The following is a 26204-nucleotide window of genomic DNA, read 5'->3' as shown; positions in this document are numbered from 1 at the left end:
AGATTTGTTTAAGCGCGATGAGTTTTTATTTGATGTATTTGTAATAGTCGCCTATTAAAAATAGGCGACTATTTAGGTCTTAGTTGGCTAATGATGCTCTGGCTCCATCAGCTTCCAGGACTGCTCTCATTCTTAGTTTTTGTCCATTAGAGAACATATACATACAGGCATCGTCTACATAATCCATATAGTTCATTGTCATATCTGTCGAACGGCAATGTGAAGTCGGGTATGAAGGGCATCCGTAGTTCGCTCTGTCTGATGCAGGAGTGTCACTTACAAAATCATCCTGTTTGCAACGACCATCTCCCCAAATGTGTCTTAGGTTTAAGTAATGTCCTACTTCATGAGTGGTGGTTCTTCCTTCGTCAAAAGGTGCAGAAACAAATCCAGTATTGCCAAAGTATTGTGGAGAAATTACTACACCATCTGTAGCTGCACTTCCTCCAGGGAATTGTGCGTATCCTAAGATTCCGCCACCAATATTACATACCCACATATTTAGGTAATTAGCTGGATCTATTGGATCAACACCTCCTTGACTCGATCTTTTCATGTCATCTCTTGTTCCCCAAGAAGTTCTTGAAGAAGAGGTTCTGGTTACTCCTGCAAGTGTAAAATTAATCTGAGTGTCTGCGGCATTATCTGCAAACTCAGAAGGGATTTGATTAGCATCAGAATTATTCATTCTGAAATCTTTGTTTAAAACTGCTATTTGAGAATTAATTTGAGCATCACTAATGTTTTCTTGATTGTTGCTGTAGATTACATGTACATAAACAGGTATAGTTACTATTGGGAAATCTGTTGGTGGTTCTTCTCCGCCGCCATTATTTCCACCACCGTTTCCGTTTCCTGGTCGTTTAGAGTCGATAAAGCGCTTGGTTTTGGATTCGATAGAGTTTAGGATGTTTTCTAAGCCTGGATTTTCTTTGATTTGTCTTTTGAGATTGTAGTCAGAGTGACAGGCTCTAGATTTTCCTGCAATTTCCCCGTTATCTTTGATAATTTCCTGTTGAGTTAAATCTTGTTCCGACACCTCTTCTTTAGAACAAGCCGTTACGATTAATGCAAAGGCTGCTAAGCCTAAAAGTATTTTTTTCATAAAAATATAAATTGAGTTAAATGATTCGCTCAAATGTAATAAAAACAATATGAAATACACAAAATATTTATTAAAAACTTGTACACTTTATATTGAGTTTTATTTATTATATTTTAATAATATATTGATAAACAAGTAATTATGTACTTTTGTTAAAGTAGTCTTTTTATTATTAAAAAATAGTTAATAAAAAAAGGAGTTATTACATAGAATAACTCCTTTCTAACCAAAATAAAGATATAATTACCTCTGCGATGATAGAAGAATTGGTCTTACGTATGAAAAATAAATTCTATCTACAGAGATCTTTAATAGTTGAATATTATTACTACACAAATTCAACATTTCTTCACTTACTTTTTTGTTTTATATTTTAAGAGATAACATTAATAATATTAGGCAATATGCTATTATGAAAACTCCATAAAATAGGACTTGATTTTTTTCAACTATATTTAATATTGACATTGGGGTATCATATTTGTTAAGTTTGGATAATTTCTCTCTTAATAGGTTCTATTGATCAATTGCTGAATTGGTATAGAGCCTCTAAGTACACTTCTTATTATTCTTTAACTCGGCCCGTTGCCTCCGTCTTCATTTTGTAAACAGAATTCAATATACATAGCCCAGCTATTTCCTGGAAATCCTTCTCCTGCGGCCCATGCTGTTTCTTCACCGCAATAATCATCTGTATTACCGTTGAATTTTGGACCACTATTATCATCGTCAGAATCATCATCATTATTATCACATTCTCCACAATCAACTTCTGCATGAGCAGCTAAACAGAAGCATTCTCCAATATCCAATAATGGAATAGTGTAAATAAATTCATTTATGCCATTTGGGTGCTCAGTTTTGTATGGAAACTTACCTATTTTTGGATTTCCTTTTTTGGTTATTGGTATATCCCCACAATTACCGACATATAAATGAGTAGCTTTAAGGGTCCAACTTCTGTTATCATTACTTGTTTTAAAACTGGTATCTTCTTCTGTGTCGTTATCACCATCAGTACAATTGGTCTTATATGTCACATATAAATAGGTTTGATCCGAAGTAACCGTAACTGTACCAGCTATATGATGCTGCCCTGCCATTAGGTTGGTAGTGTAAGAAGTGTTTAACCCATCAGAGGAGAGATTAAGTGTTTTTATATTTACTCCAGTATTAATCTCGTTTGATTCGTTAAACGATGTTAATCCTTCATTCTCACAGTTTGTCAACAAGGTAGTTGCTAGTATTACAAAAGAAGCTGTGAAAAATGTATTTTTAATAGTTTTAAGTGATTTTCGCATGTTAATTGGTTTGTTATATTTCAGGGTATTGTTGTTAAATTTTATCAAAGAATAATTCATCTCTATTGGCACCAATGCCGTCTCTGTCATCCAGCATAATTCTGTTTTCTTTTATTTTTTTAACATTCCATTGGTTATTGAGTTTATTTAATGGGGCTTCAGTTCCAAAATCAAGTGTGGCGTCTAATCCTCCATTAACTCTTGTATGTACTGACCAGGTTCCATTAGTAATTTCATTATTACTATCATCTGCATCATTGTCTTCTAAAGTGATTACTACCGTACCATCTTCAGAAAAATTAAAAACATAATCTCTATAATTATTGGTTTCATTACTTTGGTTATCCTTGTATTTCTGAATTTTTAGAGATTGGCTGGTAATTACCTTGATGAAACGTTGATCGCTAAGATCATTTTCGTCACAATCATCTATTGCATCTTCAATTACATTTTCTAGGTCATCTAAATTGTTAATCACAACTTCAGTATCGTCAGAAAGGATTAAGGTTATAGGGAAACTAATGTTTACAATATCATCTTCAGTAAGGTTGTTGATAAAACTGTATAATTCTTTGTCATTATTAAAAGTGATGATTTCTAGTGTTTCGCTATTTTCATTAAATACAGAAACTGAGAACGGATATTGAAAATCAATACATTCGATATCATCATCTTCATCCTGCTCTTCACAATCTTCAAGTAATTCTTCTAACTGATCAGTGTTTTCAATTATAGTTTCAGAAAAATCACTAGCGATCAATGTTATAGGGAAAATGAAACTCAGATCATCAAGATCATCTTCTAATTGGTTGAAAATTTCCTCAATACGTTCAAAATCGTTTACAGAATCAACAATGACTTCAATACCATTAACATTAACGGTAACAGGTAATTCAACATTAAAACAACTGGAACTATCCAAAATATTGTCCCCAGACCCGTCGTTCAAAGCCGTTTTTAATATAAGGTCAGCTACTTTAGAGTTTTCTCTAAGTGTTTGGTCTTGAGGAGAACCGATTTCTTCGTCGAGTTCAGTTCTGCAGGCAGTAGTATTAACTATAATGCCAACCATTAAAAAAATGAAGATAGATTTGATGTGAGTTTTCATAGGATGTTAAGTTTTATAAACTTGCAATCTAAATACTAAAACAACTAAGTTTTAAAAACTCCTTTCTTTTTTTTCTTTTTTTTACATTTACCACAAAAGTTATCTAGGCGATGCCAAAAAAAATACAAGAAAATGTTTGTGATGAAAAAATGTTTTCTGCGATTTATCGTAAGTATTCTAAAGAGATATATAATTTTCTGTATTATAAGTATGGAGAGACTTTAGAGCCTAATGATAAAATGCAGGATGTATTTATTAAATTGTTATCTCATTGCAAAGAGGTGGCTCCTGATAAAGCAAAAGGTTTTTTATTTAAAGTTGCAAAAAATATGATGCTCAATGCTATCAAGCATCAAAAAGTGGTACTCAGACATAGACAAGTAAAGCCAAAGGATTATACTCACGAATCTCCTGAGTTTCTATTAGAACATCAACAGTTTTTACAAAAATATCAGGAAGCTTTAAGTAGATTAACAGAAGATCAACGTACTGCTTTTTTGCTAAATAAAGTAGAAGGAAAGAAACATGCAGAAATAGCAGAGATGCTCGGGATAACGCGAAAAGCTGCTGAAAACAGAATTTATACAGCTTATAATAAGCTAAAAAGTGAATTGGAAGGATTTAAATAAAAGGAGTTTTTAAAACTTAGTTGTTATATATATAGAATGAAGACTGAAAATGGATAAAGAATATTTGATAAAAAAATGGTTAGCAGATGATTTAACAGATGCTGAATTAGAATTGTTTAAGAAATTGGATGATTATAAAATGCATACCAAGGTTATTGAAGGTGCTCAGTATTTTAAGGCTTCTGATGTTTCTGAAATAGGAGAAATAAAAGATTTGTATGCTAAAATGGAAAGTACTACCAATCTGGTTTCCGAAAACACCCATTGGTACATACCTCTATTAAAGATTGCTTCAGTTTTTGTCGTAATATTAGGTATTTCCTTTTTTTACTTTTTTCAGAGAGATAGTACATTCCAAACACTGGCAAATCAAAAACTGACCGTCGAACTTCCAGATGCTTCTGAAGTAGAGGTTAATTCAAAATCCGAGATCATATTTAATAAGAGTACTTGGGATAATAAAAGAGAAGTTAATCTTTCAGGAGAGGCGTTTTTTAAAGTAAAAAAAGGATCTGCTTTTGATGTAATTACTAAAGATGGTAGGATAACTGTTTTAGGAACTCAGTTTAATGTAAAGAACAGAGAGAATTATTTCGAAGTTAAATGCTTTGAAGGTCTTGTAAGAGTAGAACATGAATCGTATGCCAAAAGCTTGTCGGCTGGTAATACTATGAGGATTATAGATGGAAAAATTACTTTTGAAACTGTTGATTTAGATCGCCCCCAATGGTTAAGTAACATTAGCAGTTTTAAAAGTGTTCCATTTTATGCTGTTGTAAAGGAGTTTGAAAGACAATATGATGTAGTAGTTGTAATGGAAAATATTGACACAAAACGACTCTTTACGGGTGGTTTTGTTCATAATAATCTTGAAGATGGTTTAAAATCTATAACTTTACCACTAGATTTGATTTATAATATTGAAACTTCTAATCGCATCACTCTACGCAATACCAAATAATAAAGTTAGTAGAATCATTCTACTCGTATTACTATTCGTTGTTATAACTAATTCATTAAGTGCTCAGGTTAAGCGAGAGAAGGATATGTTTGATCTACTCGATGTACTAACACAAATAGAAAAAGAATTTGCATATCAATTTACTTATGCTGATGATATTATAGAAGATGTCTATGTTGGCAACCTTCCTGAAAATCTATCTTTTGATCAGATTTTAAACTTTCTGAGACAAGAAACAAAACTTACTTTTACTATTCTTAATGATACTTTTGTTTCTATCAATAAAGGAAACAAACCTTTTATTATTTGTGGAGTTATCAAAGAACTTATTGGAGATAAGTTACTCTCTGGTGCAACTATTAGAGGTGTAAAATCATCGACAACAAGTGATAGGAATGGGTATTTTGAATTAGAAGTTTTTAGTGATAAAGAGTCAATTACGATTGACCACCTTGGTTTTAAAACTATCTATATAGATTCTAGATCTTTCAATACATTGGATTGCGAACATATTTATATGACATCAGAAACCGAGATTTTAGCAGAAGTAATTCTTAAAGACTATCTAACAAAAGGAATTAGTAAAACTGATGATGGTGTTTTTCAGATTGAGTATGATGATTTCGGGATACTTCCTGGTTTAATAGAAGCTGATGTTTTACAAACGATACAAGCGCTTCCTGGAGTACAAAGTACCGATGAAACTGTTTCTAATATCAATATTAGAGGAGGAACTCATGATCAGAATTTAATTCTTTGGGATGGAATCAAAATGTATCAATCTGGTCATTTTTTCGGATTGATATCCATCTTTAATCCTAACATAACAGGAAACGCAACTTTAATTAAGAATGGAACTGGAACTGAATATACTGATAGTGTCTCGGGAACAATTTTAATGAATACCGATACAGAAATTAATTCCAGTTTTAAAAGTAGTGCAGGCTTAAATCTTATAAGTGCAGATGCTTTTACAGATATCCCAATAGGAAAAAACTCTTCAGTGCAGCTTTCTGCTAGAAAATCAATAAGTAATCTTATTAAAACACCTACATATGAGCAATATTTTGATAGAATTTCTCAGGATAGCGAGATTGGTAGTAACAATGAAACGGATATAGAATTTGATTTTTATGATATTAATTTGAGATGGAATTGGAAAATTTCTAAAAAAGATAAACTTAGAATCAACTTTTTAGGGATAAATAATGAATTGGTTTTTACTGAGAATTCAATTATCGATACAAATATTAGCTCTAGACAAAGTAGTCTTACACAACGAAGTATAGCAGGGGGAATTTGGTATCAGAGATATTGGAGTGAACGGTTTATTTCTTCTCTTCAGGTTTATGAAACCGATTATACATTAAAATCAATAAATGTAAATCTTCAGGATCAGCAGCGGTTTTTGCAAGAAAATGTAGTTTCTGAAACGGGAATAAAGTTAAATACCCACTATACCTTAAACAAGAATTTTATCTGGTTGAATGGGTATCAACTTACCGAAACAGGTATCTCAAACCTTAATGATATTGACAACCCTACTTTCCGCAGAAATAAGATAAGGGTAATCCGTAATCATGGTTTTTTTTCTCAGCTAGGTTATAAAGGATTTAAAAAGAAGAATTCTATAAATTTTGGGTTGAGATATAGTTTTAATGAGAAATTTAATAAGCACATTATAGAACCAAGATTAAGTTATAATCAGAAGTTTCTAAACTATTTTAATTTTGAAATATTGGGAGAGTTTAAGCATCAGAATACTTCTCAGATCATAAATTTTCAGAATGATTTTCTGGGTATCGAGAAAAGAAGATGGGTTTTGGCAAATGATGATGATATTCCAGTAATCAAGAGTAAGCAGGTTTCTTTCGGATTGCAATTTAATAGAAAAGGATGGCTAGTTAGTTCAGAAGGGTATTATAAATTGGTTAATGGAATTACAGCAAGAAGTCAGGGGTTTCGTAATCAATATGAGTTCGAAGAAGCGATTGGAGATTATGTTATTTCTGGAGTAGATTTTCTTATAAATAAGAGATTTAGAAATGTGAGTTCTTGGCTAAGTTATTCATATGTAAATAATGAATATACTTTTGAAGCTTTTGATGAGAAAAAGTTTCCTAACAATGTTGATATTACTCATTCTTTTACATTAGGAGTAGCATATACTATTAAAGATTTAAAAATATCCGCAGGACTAAATTGGCATTCTGGTCTACCTACAACAAGACCAGAATTTCTGAATGAAATAGAAGATGATAGAATCAACTATGATCCTGCTAACAGTGCTAGATTACCTGAGTACCTAAGATTAGATATCTCCGCTACTTATGATTTTTTTTTAACGAAAAAGGTCAAATGTCATGCAGGTATTTCTGTTTGGAATTTTTCAGATAAGAATAATAGTATTAGTAATTATTATCGAATCAATGAAGAAAACGAACCCAATGAAGTTGTTAACTCTTCTCTTGCAATAACCCCTAATGCAACGTTTAGAGTGTCTTTTTAATATTTTTCTAATTAATAAGCTTATTAATTTTTATCCATAGTTCATTATCAAAACCAGAAGGTCCTAACAATGTCTGACCAGCATCATCTCCCATTCTGACAATGACTAAATTTTGACTTGGAACTACATATAATTTTTGATCATTTTTGCCTAATCCAGCGATAAGATCATCTGGAGCATCGGGTATTAATTCTCCTGAGAATTCTGTTTCTAATGCAGGTGTTCTAAAACTTGATTTTCCATTTAACCACCATAAATATCCATAAGATTTATTGAGATCTTGAGAAGTAGTGGTCATTTCTGTAAAATAGTTTTCATCTGTAAGGATTGCTGTAGTGTTCCAGGTTCCTTTATGTAAGTTTAATAGGCCAAAACGTGCCATGCTTCTTGCCGTACTATAATATATGTTTGCATACCCAAGACGTACCCAAGCACCATTCATTCCAATTCTGTTTTTTAGTCTGGAATCAAAATAGGTGCTATAGTCCATATTCACTGCTCCAGCTACAATATCTGTAAGTAGCGTATATGCTGCATTATGATAATACCAAAAACTTCCTGGTTCATTAAAATAAGTAAGACAATCAAAGTCTGTGCAGTTTTGATTAGCAACGTTATAATTTAAACCAGATGTCATTGTTAAATGGTTTTTAACGGTAATCGCATTCTGTTGATCAGTAGTAATGTTTGCCCATCCATCACCTAAATAACTTGCGGATGTTTGATTAATGTCAAGTAAACCTTCTTGTTGTGCTAATCCAGTAGTAAAAGCGGTAAGCGTCTTTCCAGCAGAATACCAAGGATTATTGTCAGAAGGGGTTCCTCCGTTAAAGTATTTTTCTATCACAATGCGACCATTCTTAAGTATGATAAATGCCTTAGTATTTTTTTCTTCAAGAAAATCATATAATGGTTGCTCCGCATTTCCATTCCAATTTAAGTTTTCTATCGAAGTTGTTTCCCATAGACTAGAATTAATAGGAGGGAAATATAATGTATTTTGATCTGTAGTATCTGGATCAGGTTCCTCAATAACGACTTCTTCAATTATTTCATTGTCACTAGAGCAGGAAAACATCAAGGGTATTAATAAGAATAAAAATGAAATAACTAAGGTTTTCATATGTTGGGGTTTTGTAGGTTTAGACTCTGTAAGATACGAAAGGTTTAATTTCTGTTTTTAATCATATAGAGTTATCCATATTTATATGCTAAACTTTAGTTATTCATTGTATCTTTGCACACCTTTATCCAAATGATATGAGAACAAAGACTTTAAAGAAGAATAAGATTAATGTAGTTACTTTAGGTTGTAGCAAGAACGTATATGATAGTGAGGTTCTTATGGGACAGCTTAAAGCTAATAATAAAGAAGTAGTTCACGAAGAAGAAGGAAATGTTGTAGTAATAAATACTTGTGGTTTTATTGCTAATGCAAAAGAAGAATCTGTAAATACGATACTTGAATACGTAAAGAAAAAAGATGAAGGATCGGTGGATAAAGTCTTTGTTACTGGTTGTTTATCTGAAAGATATAAACCAGACTTACAGAAAGAAATTCCTGATGTGGATCAATATTTTGGAACTACAGAACTTCCAGGTTTATTAAAGGCGTTAGGTGCTGATTATAAGCACGAACTCATAGGAGAAAGATTAACAACGACCCCCAAAAATTATGCATACCTAAAAATAGCAGAAGGTTGTGATCGTCCTTGTTCGTTTTGTGCAATTCCATTAATGAGAGGTAAACATAAGTCAACTCCAATTGAAGAATTGGTTACTGAAGCTAGTAAACTTGCAGCAGATGGAGTTAAAGAATTAGTGCTCATTGCTCAAGATTTAACCTATTATGGTTTGGATCTTTATAAAGAAAGAAGGTTAGCCGATTTATTGAAGGAATTGGTAAAAGTAGAAGGAATAGAATGGATACGATTACACTATGCTTTTCCAACAGGTTTTCCTATGGAAGTATTAGAAGTAATGAAGAAAGAGCCTAAAATATGTAACTATATAGATATTCCATTACAGCATATTGCAGATCCGATTCTAAAATCAATGCGAAGAGGAACTACAAAGGCGAAAACTACTAAACTTTTGAAAGAGTTTAGAGCCGCAGTTCCTGAGATGGCAATTCGTACTACATTGATCGTAGGGTATCCTGGAGAGACACAAGAAGATTATGAAACACTAAGAGATTGGGTTAAGGAAATGCGTTTTGAACGTCTTGGTTGTTTTACGTATTCTCATGAAGAAAATACTCATGCCTTTAATCTTGAAGATGATGTTCCAGAAGAAGTGAAAATGGAAAGAGCGAATGAAATTATGGATATACAATCTCAAATTTCCTGGGAGCTTAATCAACAAAAAATAGGGCAGGAATTTAAAGTAGTTATTGATCGTAAAGAAGGACAGTATTTTATTGGTAGAACAGAGTTCGATTCTCCAGATGTTGATAATGAAGTGCTGATCGACGCTTCTAAATTTTATTTAAAAACAGGAGAATATACTACTGTTAAAATATATGAAGCAGAGGATTTTGATCTGTATGGAGAAGTAATTTAGTCTAACTGTTTAGGTTTGTAATCCCCATCAAATACTACTGTCCAGGTTTTGCCTTGATTACTGCTTTGCAACCAGGTTTGTCTCACGGTATCATCTATATTCTTTACCCAGGATATTTTATTCGATAAAACACCTTTTTTGGTGTCGATTTCGTTTTGTAATACCATCTTACCATTTTTTATATTGCCTTTAATGTGTAAGGTCAATCCAGTATTATCCACCCAAAATTGCTCCCATTGATCAGTTCTGGGATTATATTTATTCAAACTTGTTCCGTGATATTTGGATCTAGAAGAATGGTAGGTTTCCTTAATTACCTTATCATCAATAATGCTTTCAATTTTGCTGTAGCCTACAAGGGTATCTGTTCCGTGTTTGTATACATTCCATTCACCAACCCAAAAATCAAATTCATTGAACTTATCATCGCCAATATTATTTTGAGCATTAATGTTAGATATTCCGAACAATATTAATACTATGAGTATAGTATGACCTCTTTTTTTCATAATGATATGTTTTGATCCCTTATAAATATATATAAAAAAGGGGTGATCTGATCAGATCACCCCTTTTAGTGCGTAATAAACTTTTAAAATTTGGCTAATTCTTAATTCTAAAAAGAGAACAATTGTTTCTTTAGAATCTCTAGTTTATTATAATGTCGTAATTTCGATTGCGTTACTCCAGTCACTATAGTTTCCTGCACCACAATTTGTTCTTACAAATACTTCATATACAGTAGATGGTTCTAGATCATCTATCATAATGTTGTTAATGTCAGCGCTTAATATAGTAGCTGTTTCTTCATTAAGAGAAACTTTTTTAGAATATCTTACCTCCCAAGAATACTCACCTAATTCAGCTTCTTCTAATGACCAAGTTAAGTTTGCAGTTTCGTTTGTGATTGCGGCAATAGTTAATTCTTTAGGCGCAACACAAGTACTAAGATCATCTCCCGTTGGATCTAAAGTATCTGAACCACCAGTACCGTCAGTACCTTCGATGTTTTCATCTATAGTATCAGTGTCGCCTGTAGATTGGAAATTTGTTGTGTCAAATTCTTCTGCTTCACAAGAAATTAGAAGAGAAACGATAACTAGTAGAAATGGTAATTTTTTAATCATTTTTTTAATATTTAATAGTTTTGTTATTTGCTTTAAAGTTTTTGTTGTTTTTTAAATCGGCGGCAAAAGTATCTAAAAAAATGAAACGAAATCTTAAAATTTTCACAATGGAAAGTGAGGGAATTTATTAAGAAGATAGACGTAACATGAGATATGTTTAATAATACAGGAATAATGTATTAGAATTTCATAATTTTGGTAAGGATATATTTAAAAAATATGTTTTTTTTAATGAATTTTATTAAGAATATGATAAGTCGGTTTTTGTTAAAAAAAGCAAAATTGTTAACGATTTGGTAACAAAAGAGGCTTAAATTAATTTATTTTTATTGAAAATCTAATAAATGAGTGTTTTTAATAGTAATTCAATAAGTTTAAAAAAGCTTTTAAAGAATACTTCTTAACAATCTGGAGAATAAAAAATGAAGTTGAAAATTATTTCACACATCTAGCTGTGTTTTTATGCAGAATTGCATGCTTTCTAAGGTAATTTTTTGTCTTTTTTTGTCTTTAAAATAATTATTATTCGTTGTTGTAACCAGTAGTATATCGACACGAGTATTTTAGTTTTAAAATTTTAAAATTTCTATCATCTCATCGGCAATTCCTGCTTCAAAAGGATGTGCACTGGATTCTAATAAGGCTAATGTATCAAACATTCCTCCATACACATTCATTGTTGCGCGTGGATCAGCACCCTTACTAATTAAAAACCGTGTCATTTCGGGAAGATTTTGAGGTGCTTTTTGTCGCCACATTTCTACACCATTACTTGCGGCATAGTTTAATAAGGTGGCTTTATGCCCATATTTAGATCTTTTAACAACGAGTTCAGGGTCTGAATCAATTAGGTTTTTAAGATTTGTAAAATCTCCATTTACAAGATAATTAACAGCATTCTCAAAGTTTTGATCGTAATAATCTTCTAATTGTTCAACTAATTTCCAGTTTTTAAAACCATATTCATTGGCGATTGTAGCTCGACAATCATGAATTGTAAAATTTAATTTTTTTAATACTTCAATTGATGCACCTAAATAATCCGAATGATAATTATTAACTTCTTCGAAAATAAAATCTCTATTTTCTTTTATTCCATCTAACATTCGATCAGCGATTTTAGATAAATGCAGTTTAATCAAGGGATATTGATTAGTCTGAAATAGTAGATCGCCATAAAATGATGTTAATTCCATAACAAATCAGTTTTTTGGTTTTACATTAAAGGATTATCTTATAAAGATAGACGTATTTTCTAATAAGGTATATTCTTTTTAAACTTGATCAAAGTTGATTTCTATTATTTCCATCTGCACTATCCTTAAGTTCAATTAATGTAGATTGTGATGCAGCACATAATTTTTCTTTACCATCTTTAACAATGTACACTTCAGGTCGGCATATGGTTAGCGTTCTTCCATTTTTTAAAACATTTGATCTGCTAATTAGTAAATCACCATCTGCAGGAGACATTAAATTTAGTTTGAATTCTACAGTTAGAATCGATGAACTTTCCTCCATTAAAGAAAATCCAGCATATCCAGCAGTGTTATCTGCTAATGTACCTATGATCCCTGCATGAAAAAAACCGTGTTGCTGTGTTAAGTTATTATTATATGGTATATGAATTTCACAATATCCAGGAGTTACCTTTACTAGTTTTGCACTAATGAACTCCATAAATTTTTGACGATCAAAACTATCTTCTACTTTTTGTTTATATTTTGTAGTCTTAGGTGTGAAATCCATTGTTTTATATTATAATATGGTGGGTTGTGTCCCAGTTACTTTAATCCCGAATTGACTAAGAGTTTCTACTTTTTTTGGATTATTAGTCAACATTCTAATAGAGGTTACATCCAGTTTATTTAGAATTTTTGCTGCAGCAGAAAAATCTCTTGCATCTTTTTTAAATCCTGCAGCTTCATATGCTTCAGGTTGCAGTAATCCTTGTTTTTTATATTCAATACTTTTTAATAGTGCGTAATGACCATTAGATTTTCCTTCCTGATCTAACCAAATTATGATTCCTTTCCCTTCTTTTTGAATCAACTGTTGAGAAATTTCCATTTGTTCTCTACAGTCACATTCTATACTATTAAAATGATGTGCAAAGATGCAAGAAGAATGCACTCTACATAGTATGTTTTCCTTTGCTTTAATGTCTCCCATAACAAGTGCAAAAGATTCTTTTTGGCCATCATAAAACAAAATTTCATGATAGGTTCCGTATTTGGTCTTCAAGTCCGTTTCTGCAAGTTTAATAATCACTTTGGGTTGTTTTTAAATCTTCTTTGTATTGTTTAATCTTTAACTGTTTCGTTCTCTTCATTTAATAAAATTGGAGTACCATATCCTAGTTGTTCTAATTTCTTTAATTGTGTTTTAGCATCGCCAACTACCAGATATATCATTTTATTCGGATCCAAATATTGATTTGCTAGTTTTTTAATTTCCTCAACGGTCATATTGTTTACTATTTCTTCTCTTTTAGTAACATAATCCTTGGGAAATTGTAATGTACTAATATTGGTTAGCATATTCAGTTTAGCTCCAAGAGTTTCGAAAGCTCTGGCATTACTTTTAATCAAAGAACTTTTGGTAACTTCTAAGTCATTTTCGCTATAATCTTTTCCATAGTTTTCCAGTATTTCTTTTACCAATCTACTTGATTCATAGGTTACGTTGGATCGAACACCACTAGATATAGTGAACGCTCCAGGAATGGTACTTCCTGAAAAAAATGATCCAATACCATATGTGTATCCTTTACCTTCACGTAATTGCTGAGTGAGTTGTGATGCAAATCCACCTCCACCTAATCGATAATTCATAATTCGAACTGGATAGAAATCAGCATTAGTTGCAGCCATAGCGGGATATCCAAAACGGAGCATGGATTGTTTTGCATCAGGAACATCATAAAAATACACTCTGGATCTTTCTGGGGCTTTAGGGTTTTGAAGTTGAGGAAATTTCACATCTTTGGGTAACCACCTTTTATTAAGTTCTACAAGTGAAGAAATTGCCTGATTTTTAGATATATCACCAGCAATATGTAGTTTAGTTATTGATGGAGAAATATTTTCATTGTAATATTCTTTAAGATCTTCAATCGTAATTTCTTTTACTGAATCTTCTGTACCTAAGCTATTATGTGAAAGGATATGATCTTTTCCATAAATTAGTTTAGCGTATTCATTTCCTGCAATACTACGTGGACTTGCCTTTTGTTGTTGTATTTGACTAATAACACTTTGTTTAATTAATTCAAATTCTTTTTCGTCCCATCTGGGTTCTAATAAAATTTCTTTAATTAACGCTATCGTTTTGTCATAATTTTTGGATAGTGTACTACCACTTAAAATTATATTTTGATTAGTGGAATATACATCTAATATTGCACCAAGGCTTTCTATCGCATTTTCTAATTCTTCAGTGGTTTTGTTTTGTGTTCCTTTTGTCATTAACCGAGCCAAAAGATTAGAAACTCCAACTTTATCATGTTTTTCCAGTAATAAGCCACCTCTGATATCCATTCTAAATTGCACTAATGGTACTTCATCATTCTGTATACCATATGCCTTTAGACCAGAAGTTAAATTGTCTTCCCATACTTCAGGGATTGTAACTTTTGGGGTTTCACCATATGGTGGTTCGATAGATCGATCAAAACTCGAAGGAGTTTTTTGATAGGTAGCTGTGATGCTGGCATCAAAGCTTTCTTCAGCTCCCTCTACAATTTTTTCTTCTACTACTTCTGCCAAAGAAGATCCATTTAAAACAAGATCCGCTTGACCAATAGGTACAAAGCTAGTAGCGACATAATGTTTTCCTTTGATATATTGATTGTATACACGTGCCACATCATCAGTGGTAACGGCAAGGATATTTTTAACATCTTGATTAATAAACCCAGGATCTCCCGCAAAAATTTCATATTGTGCTAATTGAAACCCTTTTCCGAGCACACTTGATAAGCCATTATAGAAATCCGTTTCCTGTCCTGCTTTAATCCGATCCAGATCTTCTTGAGAAATACCTTCTGCTTCAAAGGCGGCAAAAGACTCTTGTACAGCTTTATCTATATCATTTAGGTTTGTTTTGGAGAACGCTCTAATGATCAATCTGCATTGGCCAGCTAACTCTGACCCAAAGTTAAACATGGTTACATTGGGTGCAAGTTTCTTATCTTCTACGATTATTTTATTAAAAGGAGCTTTTTTTCCATCAGATAAATAACTAGATAATACTTCCAAAGCATATGAATCTGGATGATACTGAGGTACAGATGGCCAAGTCATTGTAAGCTGCGGAAGACGTGCGAAGTTGTCTTCATAATATAGTTTTTTAGTTTCAGTTAATTTTGCTGGACGCTTTTTTAACGGAACAATATCTTCTCCGCGTTTAATTTCATCAAAATATTTGTGTACCCATTCTTTAGCCTGATTTGTGTCAAAATCTCCAGCAACCGTCAGTGTTACATTATTAGGAACATACCAACGATTATAAAAATCTTTTACATCTTGCAAAGTTGCATTTTGCAAATCTTCAAGAGATCCTATTACTTGCCAACTATAAGGATGATCTTTTGGAAACATATTCTTATCAATTACATAAGAAACATGTCCATAAGGCCTGTTATCTACACCTTGACGTTTTTCGTTTTTAACTACTTGTTTCTCTTTTGCTAAAACAGGATCAGTTACTGTATTAATAAAGAACCCAAGTTTATCAGCTTCTGCCCAGATCATTTTTTCAAGTGCATCCTTAGGTACTGTTTGAAAATAGTTTGTTCTATCACGACTTGTAGATCCATTAGCTCCTGATCCTCCAATTCTTGCGCTCATTTTGTCTAGACCTCCTTTTCCTAAATTTTCGGATTCCAGAAATAGTAAGTGTTCGAATAAATGAGCAAAACCAGTTCGTCCTTCTATTTCTCTTGCTGAACCCACATGCGCTGTTAGCGCAACAGCAACAACTGGATCAGAACGATCTACATGAAAAATGACTTGTAAACCATTATTCAAAGTAAATTTTTCGAAATCAACTTTGAATTCTTTGGTTTCAGCAATTTTAGTTTCTTCAGTTGTCTCTTTTTTACAGGAAATTATACATCCCAAAAGGAAAAGTAATACAGTTAAAAATTTGATTGTTCTCATGATTGACGAATTACGATGAATTTATAATAATTTATATAATATTTTATGTAGCTAAATGTCTTAGTCCTTCATATACCACAATACTGACGGCATTTGCTAGGTTTAAACTTCTTATATGCTCATTAAGTATTGGTATTTTGTAGGTGCTATTCTCATTCGCTTCTGTAATATTTTTTGGTAAGCCAACAGATTCTTTTCCGAAAATTAAAAACATATCATCTTCGTAATCGATCGACCAATGATCATTTTTTCCATGACTTGAAAAAAACGCCATTTTTTTGTCTTTGTGTATGGATAGAAACTCTTCAATATTATCATAAATTGTTAAAGAAATATGTTTCCAATAATCTAATCCTGCACGTTTAACTCGTTTATCACTTAGTTCAAATCCAAAAGGTTTTACCAAATGTAAGTTTGATCCAGATGCAAGACTTAATCGTCCGATGTTTCCTGTGTTGGTTGGTATTTCTGGTTCTATTAGAACAATGTTGTACGCCATTCTTTATATTAATGCTATTGCTTTGCTTTTTTGTTAGAACTTGTTTCGTTTAAAATAATAAGTTTTTGCCAAATCTTTCTACTCAATCCCGTTGTCAGTACTTCGATTTCGTTTACCGCACGTACTACAGCTTCATCTGGCAAACTTTGTGAATATAATGCCGCTACTTTACCAACTAATGCAGTAGCTTCTGAGCAGTAATCTAAGTAGCGTTGCAATTCGAAACTTGTAAAAGATCTTTTTGGTGAATTTTCTGTAGCAGATTCTGGTAAATCTGTTAAGTTTGGGTCTTTGGTTAATTGGTGCATATCGATTACGTGGGCAATCGCTCGAAGTTCATTAATAGCTTTAAGAGCGCGTTTAGTTTTTAATCTTGATTCTAACGAAACCAAAAAGAAAATCGCTGCACCTAATAGTATGATGTCATTGAAAATAGCTTCTGATATGGTAACAACATTCGCTAATGTATTATTTTCAATACGTAAATCAATATAGGTGATACTGTAAATCAATCCACCTAAACCCGTAAGAATTATAAGATATGCAAAAATCCTTAAGGTAAGATTTGGTTTAGAAATCCACTCAATATTTTGCTTACTATCTTGTGCGGTTTGCAAAAAAACATGGCATACTTTTTTAAGACCAGAATCTGGAAATCGATCATCGATACGTTTTTCTAATAATGAAATTGTATTGATAATTTTTTCTGGTTCAAGACGTACCATTTTATTCATAATTTGTATTAAGCGGGAAGCCTTTTAATTATAAATTTAATTTGTCCACGGTGATTAGATTCATGTTCACAGACATGAAACCACTTTGCATAATTATTAGTAGGTTGATTACTAAAAAATGGTTCAGATTTCATAATCCACTCATCATCTCTTTTTGCAAACTCTTTTTTGGTTATTTCTCTTACTTCTTTAAGTTTGTCAAGATAAAAACCAATAGGATTACCTTTTATCACTTCTCTTCCTTTTTCTCCTAATCCCATAGGAACATCCCATTCCTTTTTTATATCATCGCTCCATTGTCCCCAAGAAATCTCATCAAATGTGTTCAGTTGATAATATCTCTCTGTGGCCGCAAGATGAAATAACATTGCACCGATTGAGTTAGATTGTTCATCTATCTGAAAATCCAATTGTTCTACTGTAAGGTCTTTAACAGTTCCTATTACCCAAGTCCTCATCATGGTCATTGTAGACAGTAATGTTCCAATCTGAGGAGTATATCCTTTTTGTGGCCCAATCAGATAAAGATTATCAGAAGATTCAATTGGAGGTGTTTCATTTGCATAACTTATTAATGGAGTTGTTGCTAATCCTGCGGTTAAGATTGCAGATCCTTTAATGAATTCTCTTCTACTGGTTGTGTTTGATTCTTTGACCATTATTGAAAGGATTTAAAGTTAGTAATATGATACTAGTTTGTTATCGTTTTATTGTAAAGGAAAACCTCGATCTTTCATCAAGGCTTCTATTTTGGCATCGCGTCCACGAAACTTTTTATAAGCTTCTGCGGGATCCATTGCATTTCTGGGTGCAAAAAGGTATTTCACCAATTTAGCAGCCACTTCTTTATCATAAAATCCATCTGGAGCTTCTGCAAAGGCTTCAGCAGCATCAGAAGTTAATACATCTGCCCACATATATCCATAATATGCGGTTGCATAACCTTCTCCAGAAAACACGTGTCCAAAATGTGGAGTACGGTGACGCATTACGAGTTCTTTAGGCATATTTAGTGCTGTTAAAGTTTCTTTTTCGAATTTATCTACATCGATATTTGCAGGATCTGCCAAATGAAACTTCATATCCATTAAGGCAGATGCAAGATATTCTGTGGTTGCAAAACCTTGATTAAATGTAGCTGCCTTTTTTACTTTGTTTACTAATGCCTTTGGCATAGGTTCGCCTGTTTTGTAATGAACCAGATAGGTGTCGATTACTTTATCTGTTGATAACCAGCGCTCTAATAGTTGAGATTGAAACTCTGTATAATCCCTGACACCACCATTAAGAGTTGGATACCTTACTTCTGAAGAGAAAAAATGTAGTGCGTGTCCAAATTCGTGGAAAAAAGTTTCAGCATCATCCCAAGATATTAATACAGGTTCTCCAGGAGCTGGTTTTACAAAATTAGAATTGTTAGACCCTAATACGGTTTTTTTACCATCAAAAGTGGTATGACTTCTATAGGTTGTTGCCCAAGCACCAGATCGTTTGCCTGTTCTTGCAAATGGATCTAAATACCATAATCCAATATGTTCACCAGAGGTTTTATCATTTACTTCCCAAACTTTTACATCCTCATGAAATACAGGAACAGTTCCTTCTGCAATAGGAGTAAATTTATAATTAAATAATTCTCCCGCTACAAAGAACATAGCTTCCCTTAAGTTATCTAATTGTAGATACTGTTTTACTTCATCAGAATCTAAATCATATTTCTTTTTTCTTACTTTTTCTGCATAATATCGGTAATCCCATGGTTCTATAGAGATGTTGTCTCCAATCTCATTCGCTATAGCTTGCATGTCTCTAACTTCTTCTTTAACACGACCGATTGCAGCTGGCCATACTGCATTCATTAATTTCATGGCATTCTCAGGATTTTTAGCCATCCTGTTTTGCAACCTCCAATCCGCATAATTATCATATCCTAATAGTGCTACGCGTTCTTTTCTTAGTTTTAGGATTTTAGCAATATTCTCATTATTGTCTTTGTCATCTCCATTGTCTCCTCTAGAGTAATAATTTTTCCAAACTTTTTCACGCAGCTCTCTTTCGGTAGAGTAGGTAAGAAAAGGATCCATAGAGGATCTAGTATTTGTAACTGCGTATTGACCTTCTTTTCCTTTATCAGAGGCAGCTTTTGCATATGCTTTAATCAATGGTTCTGATAATCCGCCTAATTGATCTTTATTAAGATACGTAACATACCCTTCTTCATCTGCTAATATATTGTTAGAAAAATTAGTATAGAGTGCAGATAATTCTTTGTTAATCGCTGCATATCGTTTCTTTTTTTCTGAATCCAACTCTGCGCCATTCATTGCAAATTGCTCATAAGTGAGTTGTACGACACGTTGTTGATCTGCTTCTAAAGGTTGTTTTTGAGCATTGTCATAAACCGTTTTTATTCTTTGAAATAAAGCTTCATTTTGAGATATTTTTGATCGAAATTCAGATAGTTTAGGAGCCATCTCTTTTTGGATTTCTCTAAATTCTGGAGAAGACATATTACTACTTAAAATTCCATAATACGTAAAAACCCGATTTAGTTCAGCTCCAGATTTCTCTAAAGGTATAATTGTATTTTCGAAAGTTGGAGCTTCACTATTACTCGTTATGATGTCGATATCAGCCAGATTTAATTCCATGCCTTTTTCTAAAGCGGCTTTAATATCTGTAATCTTCATTTTGTCAAATGCAGGAGTTCCTCCATATGGTCCAGTCCATTCTTTTAATAACACATTGGTTACTTCTTCTTTAGGATTTGTAGTTTCCACAGTATCTTTCTTTTTATTACAACTAGTTAAAGCGATCAACGAACAGAACGCTATAGTTTTTATCGTTTTGGAGATGTGTTGAGTGTACATTATATGGTGTTTTATTGATGATGTTATCTAATAATTTATAATCTAAATTTGTTATTATTGGTAAGGAAAATTGCATTGACAAAAAATAATTTTCCGTTTTCCCAGAACGACCTAAATAATGGATTGTCTACCATATAAATAAGGCTTCCGCTACCTATTCTGGCTTCACCGAATACTAAAGAATTTTTTAAACCAGCGAATGCATCTTTACCAGAAAACCCTGAAACACTTGTTGGTTGTTCGATATATGCAATATTGTATCCGTTTTGTAAAAATTTGTAGGAGTTACTACCTAATTTCAGACTAAAATAAGTGTCACTATACCCAAAAGCCATAGGGTGCGATGTATCCACTTTTGTTTTAAAAATACTCCCAGTTATAAAGTCTTTTACACGTTCGCGTTCACGTTTATCATATGGGATAAGATTTCCAATAGAATCGTTTTTCTCTTTTTTAGCTTTATTACTTTTTAAATCAAAACCATCTTTATTGGCAAAAGCTTTTGCACCATTAGCTATGGCAATAACTTTACCTCCGCTACCGATCCATTTTTTTAATTTATCGAGTGAACTTTTGTCAAAATATCCTCCATAATATCCATTAGGAAGTATGAGTACATCATATTTGCTAAGATCTGTTCTTTTAAAATAATCAGTATCAATAGAAGTAATAGGGTATCGAAGTTGTTGTTCAAAGAAATGCCAGATTTCTCCATAACTTAGAGAGGATGTATAGTTTCCTTTTAGTACGGCAATACGTTGTTTATTGATAAGTTTAACGTCAGGAGAACCAAAATCTACACCATTAGTAGCAAAACTTGAAGTCGTAGTATAAAGTTTACGATTATGCTTGTTAGCAATATCGATTACAGTATTGTCGTAATCTTTACTGCTACGATTATCGCTTTTGGTAATGATAAGACTACCTTTCTTAAAACTAACTCCATTGTTTGTGAAATCTTTTTCGCTAAAACGAACTCTTATGTTACGGCTTAATAATTCAGCGAGAAAAGCAGCATCGTCCATACTATTCCATTTCGCAATGTATCCTGCTCCTGATGAGTTTGCTGAATTTGTTATTACACTATTTTTTTTATTTCCATTTGCAGGAATTAAAGATGTAGAAGCTATCGCTTCTAATCCATAAGCATGAGGAACACTCCAAGCAGTGATATCATATGTAAGAGGATCACTTAATTTAGCATCGGGTTCAAATAATACTTTTACCATTTTACCTTTTGGTTGATCCGTACTTACCACTAGAGCTCCATTTGCGTTGATGCTTCCTTGTTTATTTTCTCTAAAACTGAAACCTGATATTTTAGCGCTATTAGTATATCCATATTTGATTTCATGTTTATCCAATAGTTTTGTTAGCGCATTAATTTTATCAGATTCACCGTTCAATATGTAGCTTTTGTACTTCAATCCAGAGTTTGAAAAGAATTTCTTGAATTCTGTATTTAGTTTAGCTGCATTTTTAGAAGATATCTCTACAGTCGATAACCCTGTTGTGGTATGATGTAATAAACGATCTTTTAGTGTAAGTACATACCCTTCATCTGTTTGTATACCAAGTCCTGCTCGTCCGTGACCAGCTTGTTCATAGGTCATCCCTATTGCTCCCATAAAGGTTGGATAAGTATCTCCATAGCTAGGATATAACAAATCAAAACGTTCTCTGGTAAAAAACAACCAACCTTCTTTGTCAAAATATTTTGCGTGATTTTTACCTATCTGAGTTTGAAAATCTCTTTGCCAAGATGTGATGATCTCATGAAAAGGTTCTGCAGCAGGAGCAAAATAATAGGGTTCATTGATACCTTGTTCATGAAAATCTACATGAATATGAGGCATCCATTTATTATAAGCAGTTAGACGACTGGATGATTCTACTTGTGTTGCCCATGCCCAATCTCTATTAAGGTCAAAAAGATAATGATTTGGTCTTCCGCCAGGCCATGGTTCATTGTGTTCTGTTGCATTTTGATCTACGTTATATGGTGAAGCTTTTGTCTGGTTATACCAATTGGCATAACGATCTCTACCATCTGGATTTACGCAAGGATCCATAATAACTACTGTATTTTGTAACCAATCCTTCTTTTTAGTGATTAGTTCATAAATAGTTTTCATTGCAGCTTCGGTACTAGAAGCTTCATTACCATGTACGTTGTAACTAAGCCATACTACAGCGACCTGAGGGTTACTACTTCCTTGTACAATACCAGTGTTTTTAAGATGATCCAATCTGATATTTTCGATATTCTTTTGATTCTCCTTACTCGATATGATTGCATAAGTTAATGGTCTGCGTTCATTTGTTTTTCCATACGTATGATAGGTTACCATTTCAGAGTTAGTTGCCACGTGATTAAAATAGTTAACAACGTCTGCGTGACGTGTAAACTGATTTCCGAGATTGTACCCTAAAAATGTTGATGGAGATTGTAGTTTGTCTTGAGCATAACTAAAAGTAGTTATGAAGACAAAAAGAGTTAAGAGAGTTTTTTTCATTGAGATGTATTTAATTGTGGTAAAATACCGCCTTAAATTTAGGATATAAATCGTATTAACTAAAATTTAGGATTTGAAATGGCCCATATTTATAAATTTAGGTTTACCGCGAAATCCTGAATATGATTTGGAAATGACTAACTATTAAAAAAAATATAAAAAAACAGATGCAATCACAATCCGCCGTATATTTATCGATCAAAATTTAGACCTTATGCCTAGTGACTGTATTCCGTTTAGAGATACGAATTACTTTTCATCTTTTATATGTGATTATTTAGACGAAAAACATGAGTTAAAAGAATTTTATCATCGTTTTCCTAAAATAGAGAATTTTAAAAGCCAATTCGAGGATAAACAACAATCGTACACTAAAGAACATCGTAAGGTTTTGAAAGATGTTTTGATATCTCAGTATAAGGAAATTAATACATCTGAGGAAACTCAAGAAAATATCACATTACTTGCTAAGGATACCACATTTACAATTACTACAGGCCATCAACTAAACCTCTTTACAGGGCCATTATATTTTTTATATAAAATTGTTTCAACAATTAATCTTACTAGGGTTTTAAAGGATAGACATCCAGAATACAATTTTGTTCCAGTTTATTGGATGGCAACTGAGGATCATGATTTTGATGAAATAAACTATTTTAATCTTTTTGGAAAAAAAATCCAATGGAATCATAAAGATGGAGGAGCTGTTGGAGTATTTGATACTGAAGGATTGGATAAAGTTTTTGATATATTTTCTTCGGAAATAGGTTCAGGACGAAATGCAGAACGGTTAAAATTACTTTTTAAAGAGGCATATCTAGAACACTCTAATTTAGCAGATGCAACCAGGTATTTGGCTAATGAGCTATTTCGTGATCAAGGATTGGTTATAATTGATGCCAATGATCGAGAATTAAAACGTCTTTTTATTCCGTATATGGAAAAAGAATTGGAAATGCAGATTTCTTATGATACGGTATTACCCAAAGCAGAAAAACTCAGTGCTAAAGGGTATAAGGTGCAGGTAAACCCAAGAGAGATTAATCTTTTTTATCTTTCCGAAGGATTGCGAGAACGTATCATAGAAAATAATGGAGCGTATTCTGTAAACAATACGGACATTTCTTGGACTAAGAGCGAAATACTAAAAGAACTCTCTGAGCTCCCAGAACGGTTTAGTCCAAACGTAATGATGAGGCCGTTATATCAAGAAGTAATTTTACCTAATCTTTGCTATATTGGAGGTGGTGGAGAATTGGCATATTGGTTAGAATTGAAAGATTATTTTGACGCTGTAGCAGTTCCTTTTCCGATATTGCTACTTCGTAATTCGGTCTTGATTCAAACAGAAAAACAGGCAGATAAAATTAAGAAGTTGAAGGTTGCGAATATAGAATTATTCTTAAAACAACATGAATTAATAAATCGTAAAGTAAGGCAAATATCTAATATTGATATTAATTTTAATCCACAACGTGAACATCTGAAAGAACAGTTTAAAGGAATGTATGAGTTAGCCGAGCAAACAGATGTAACCTTTGTCAATGCTGTCAAAGCTCAAGAAGTAAAACAGCTTAAGGGATTAGATGTATTAGAAAAACGATTACTAAAAGCCCAAAGAATAAAGCTTAGTGATCAGGTAAAACGTTTAACTGAGATCCAAAATGAACTATTCCCTAATCAAAGCTTACAAGAACGTAACACCAATTTCTCCGAAATGTATTTAGAATATGGGGAGCAGTTAATTCCTGAACTTATAAAACAACTAAATCCTTTACAGGGAGAATTTATAATTATTAAGCAATAGTCTCTTAAATATATCTGTGTTTTATTTCGACAATCGAATATGTTTTAATTCGAGTTATCGACTTTTGTTATAGCTATTGCAGTATACTTGAAATAGTTTGATATCTATTTTGTAACCTTTTTTTTAGTCATCTTGTCCAATGGATGTGAATTCGCAATAATATATTTTACTCACATTCAAAATCCGATAAAATGAATCAATTAAAACGAACAGTAAAAGTAGCAACAATGCTATCTTTTATCATAATGTATACCGTGTCTTTTGGACAGTCCAAAAACAATTTCATACGAACTCCTGATGGCAGGAAGATTGAGGCGTCTGTGTTGAATCAGTATATTCAAAAAGCGATGGATTCAATTAAAATACCTGGAATTTCTATTGCCATTGTAAACAAAAATGATATAGTTTATCATAAAACATTTGGGATAGCAAATACAGAAACTAAGAAACCAGTAGATAAGCAAACTATTTTTGAAGGAGCATCACTTTCTAAGCCACTATTTGCATATTTTTTAATGAAAATGGTGGAAAAAGGAGCATTAGATTTAGATAAATCGATTTATCCATATCTGAAATCTATGTTTACAGAAGGTGTCATTGCTCCAGAGTCTTTAACAGCATATAAGACATTAACACCAAGAATTATATTATCTCATGGATCTGGAATACCAAACTGGGTTCGAGGAAAGCCTATAACTATTGCATTCGAACCAGGAACAGATTTTTCGTATTCTGGAGAGGCATATCAGCACTTGGGAGCCGCTTTCGGAAGGAAACTAGGTATAGGTTGGGGACCAAAATTAGACTCGCTTTTTATAAAGGAAGCAGCACATCCTATAGGTATGAATAGAAGCCTTTATACTTGGAATACGAAGTATGATAAAGATGTGGCTAGAGGACATATTGATGGTAAAATGACCCAAGAAATCAATAAGTATAAAAGAGTGGGACCAGGCTTTAGTTTACATTCTGATGCACAAGATTATGCCATGTTTCTGATAGAGATGATGAATCCCAAAAATATTAAAAAATCTACTCGAGATGAAATGCTTAAGGAGCATAATCATTTTAAATCGGATAGTGAATTGTTAAAAGAAACAGGTCAAACAGGATGGGGGCTTGGTTTTGCTCAAAAACCAACATCTAACGGGTTAATGCATTTACACACTGGAAACAATCAGGATTTTCAGGCATATGCCATGTTCATTCCTGAGCAAGAATATGGCTTTGTAATGTTTGGGAATTCAAATAATTTATTTCCTTTATTAAATAGTATAGAACAACTTATCGGAGAACATTTTTAAAGAAAAA

The 26204-nt window shown here is 32.6% G+C and carries 21 protein-coding genes; 6 read left to right on the top strand and 15 right to left on the bottom strand.

Annotated elements, in window-relative coordinates; translation table 11 throughout:
* Positions 1–79 precede the first annotated feature (79 nt).
* The 3 genes from QBK95_RS02115 to QBK95_RS02105 all read right to left on the bottom strand — a co-directional run bounded on the left by QBK95_RS02115 (position 80) and on the right by QBK95_RS02105 (position 3514).
* Entirely contained in the window at positions 80–1105 is a 1026-nt protein-coding gene (locus QBK95_RS02115) for a zinc metalloprotease (RefSeq protein WP_280930043.1), read from the bottom strand.
* Positions 1106–1677: 572 nt separating this feature from the next.
* Entirely contained in the window at positions 1678–2406 is a 729-nt protein-coding gene (locus tag QBK95_RS02110) for a hypothetical protein (RefSeq protein WP_280930041.1), read from the bottom strand.
* A 34-nt stretch (positions 2407–2440) separates the two neighbouring features.
* Positions 2441–3514, bottom strand: a complete 1074-nt coding sequence (locus QBK95_RS02105) for a hypothetical protein (RefSeq protein ID WP_280930039.1) — start codon at positions 3512–3514, stop codon at positions 2441–2443.
* 110 nt (positions 3515–3624) lie between these two features.
* Here QBK95_RS02105 and QBK95_RS02100 point away from each other — a divergent pair, with 110 nt between their 5' ends.
* The 3 genes from QBK95_RS02100 to QBK95_RS02090 all read left to right on the top strand — a co-directional run bounded on the left by QBK95_RS02100 (position 3625) and on the right by QBK95_RS02090 (position 7613).
* Positions 3625–4143, top strand: a complete 519-nt coding sequence (locus QBK95_RS02100) for an RNA polymerase sigma factor (protein WP_280930035.1) — start codon at positions 3625–3627, stop codon at positions 4141–4143.
* Positions 4144–4192: 49 nt separating this feature from the next.
* The gene (locus QBK95_RS02095) at positions 4193–5104 is read left to right on the top strand and encodes a FecR family protein (RefSeq protein WP_280930033.1); all 912 of its coding nucleotides are present in this window, start codon (positions 4193–4195) and stop codon (positions 5102–5104) included.
* Positions 5105–5189: 85 nt separating this feature from the next.
* Positions 5190–7613: a TonB-dependent receptor gene (locus tag QBK95_RS02090; protein WP_280930032.1), complete on the top strand. Its 2424-nt coding sequence runs from the start codon at positions 5190–5192 to the stop codon at positions 7611–7613.
* 7 nt (positions 7614–7620) lie between these two features.
* Here QBK95_RS02090 and QBK95_RS02085 read toward each other — a convergent pair whose 3' ends face one another.
* Positions 7621–8736 carry a serine hydrolase domain-containing protein gene (locus QBK95_RS02085; protein WP_280930030.1) on the bottom strand — a complete coding sequence of 372 codons (1116 nt, stop codon included), beginning with the start codon at positions 8734–8736 and terminating at the stop codon, positions 7621–7623.
* 137 nt (positions 8737–8873) lie between these two features.
* Here QBK95_RS02085 and rimO point away from each other — a divergent pair, with 137 nt between their 5' ends.
* Complete coding sequence (gene rimO, locus QBK95_RS02080) at positions 8874–10175, top strand: 30S ribosomal protein S12 methylthiotransferase RimO (protein ID WP_280930027.1); 1302 nt, start codon at positions 8874–8876, stop codon at positions 10173–10175.
* Here rimO and QBK95_RS02075 read toward each other — a convergent pair.
* From QBK95_RS02075 to QBK95_RS02025, 11 genes are all read right to left on the bottom strand, one after another.
* Positions 10172–10684 carry a hypothetical protein gene (locus QBK95_RS02075; RefSeq protein ID WP_280930024.1) on the bottom strand — a complete coding sequence of 171 codons (513 nt, stop codon included), beginning with the start codon at positions 10682–10684 and terminating at the stop codon, positions 10172–10174. The two genes, rimO and QBK95_RS02075, sit on opposite strands and share 4 nt — an antisense overlap.
* Before the next feature lie 147 nt (positions 10685–10831).
* A complete protein-coding gene (locus QBK95_RS02070) occupies positions 10832–11302 on the bottom strand; it encodes a fibronectin type III domain-containing protein (RefSeq protein ID WP_280930022.1) in 471 nt (156 codons plus the stop codon).
* A gap of 569 nt (positions 11303–11871) precedes the next feature.
* A complete protein-coding gene (locus QBK95_RS02065) occupies positions 11872–12498 on the bottom strand; it encodes a hypothetical protein (protein ID WP_280930020.1) in 627 nt (208 codons plus the stop codon).
* 88 nt (positions 12499–12586) lie between these two features.
* A complete protein-coding gene (locus QBK95_RS02060) occupies positions 12587–13051 on the bottom strand; it encodes a PaaI family thioesterase (RefSeq protein WP_280930018.1) in 465 nt (154 codons plus the stop codon).
* 9 nt (positions 13052–13060) lie between these two features.
* Entirely contained in the window at positions 13061–13573 is a 513-nt protein-coding gene (locus tag QBK95_RS02055; protein ID WP_280930017.1) for a GTP cyclohydrolase II, read from the bottom strand.
* A gap of 32 nt (positions 13574–13605) precedes the next feature.
* On the bottom strand, positions 13606–16464 hold the full coding sequence (locus QBK95_RS02050; protein WP_280930015.1) for a M16 family metallopeptidase: 2859 nt from the start codon (positions 16462–16464) through the stop codon (positions 13606–13608).
* 43 nt (positions 16465–16507) lie between these two features.
* Entirely contained in the window at positions 16508–16963 is a 456-nt protein-coding gene (locus QBK95_RS02045; protein WP_280930013.1) for a tRNA (cytidine(34)-2'-O)-methyltransferase, read from the bottom strand.
* A gap of 14 nt (positions 16964–16977) precedes the next feature.
* A complete protein-coding gene (locus QBK95_RS02040; protein ID WP_280930011.1) occupies positions 16978–17697 on the bottom strand; it encodes a hypothetical protein in 720 nt (239 codons plus the stop codon).
* An 8-nt stretch (positions 17698–17705) separates the two neighbouring features.
* Positions 17706–18356, bottom strand: coding sequence for a DinB family protein (locus tag QBK95_RS02035; RefSeq protein WP_280930009.1), 651 nt, complete (start codon positions 18354–18356; stop codon positions 17706–17708).
* Between the two features lie 48 nt (positions 18357–18404).
* Positions 18405–20567 carry a M3 family metallopeptidase gene (locus tag QBK95_RS02030; protein WP_280930007.1) on the bottom strand — a complete coding sequence of 721 codons (2163 nt, stop codon included), beginning with the start codon at positions 20565–20567 and terminating at the stop codon, positions 18405–18407.
* A gap of 35 nt (positions 20568–20602) precedes the next feature.
* A complete protein-coding gene (locus QBK95_RS02025; RefSeq protein ID WP_280930005.1) occupies positions 20603–23083 on the bottom strand; it encodes a M14 family metallopeptidase in 2481 nt (826 codons plus the stop codon).
* A gap of 214 nt (positions 23084–23297) precedes the next feature.
* Here QBK95_RS02025 and bshC point away from each other — a divergent pair, with 214 nt between their 5' ends.
* Both bshC and QBK95_RS02015 read left to right on the top strand, forming a co-directional pair.
* A complete protein-coding gene (bshC, locus tag QBK95_RS02020) occupies positions 23298–24893 on the top strand; it encodes a bacillithiol biosynthesis cysteine-adding enzyme BshC (RefSeq protein ID WP_280930004.1) in 1596 nt (531 codons plus the stop codon).
* A 191-nt stretch (positions 24894–25084) separates the two neighbouring features.
* Entirely contained in the window at positions 25085–26197 is a 1113-nt protein-coding gene (locus QBK95_RS02015; protein WP_280930002.1) for a serine hydrolase domain-containing protein, read from the top strand.
* Positions 26198–26204 lie beyond the last annotated feature (7 nt).

Origin of the sequence: Aquimarina mycalae, assembly GCF_029906345.1 — a bacterium.
In the GTDB taxonomy this organism is placed as follows: Bacteria; Bacteroidota; Bacteroidia; order Flavobacteriales; family Flavobacteriaceae; genus Aquimarina.
This window is presented reverse-complemented; position numbering and strand designations above follow the sequence as displayed.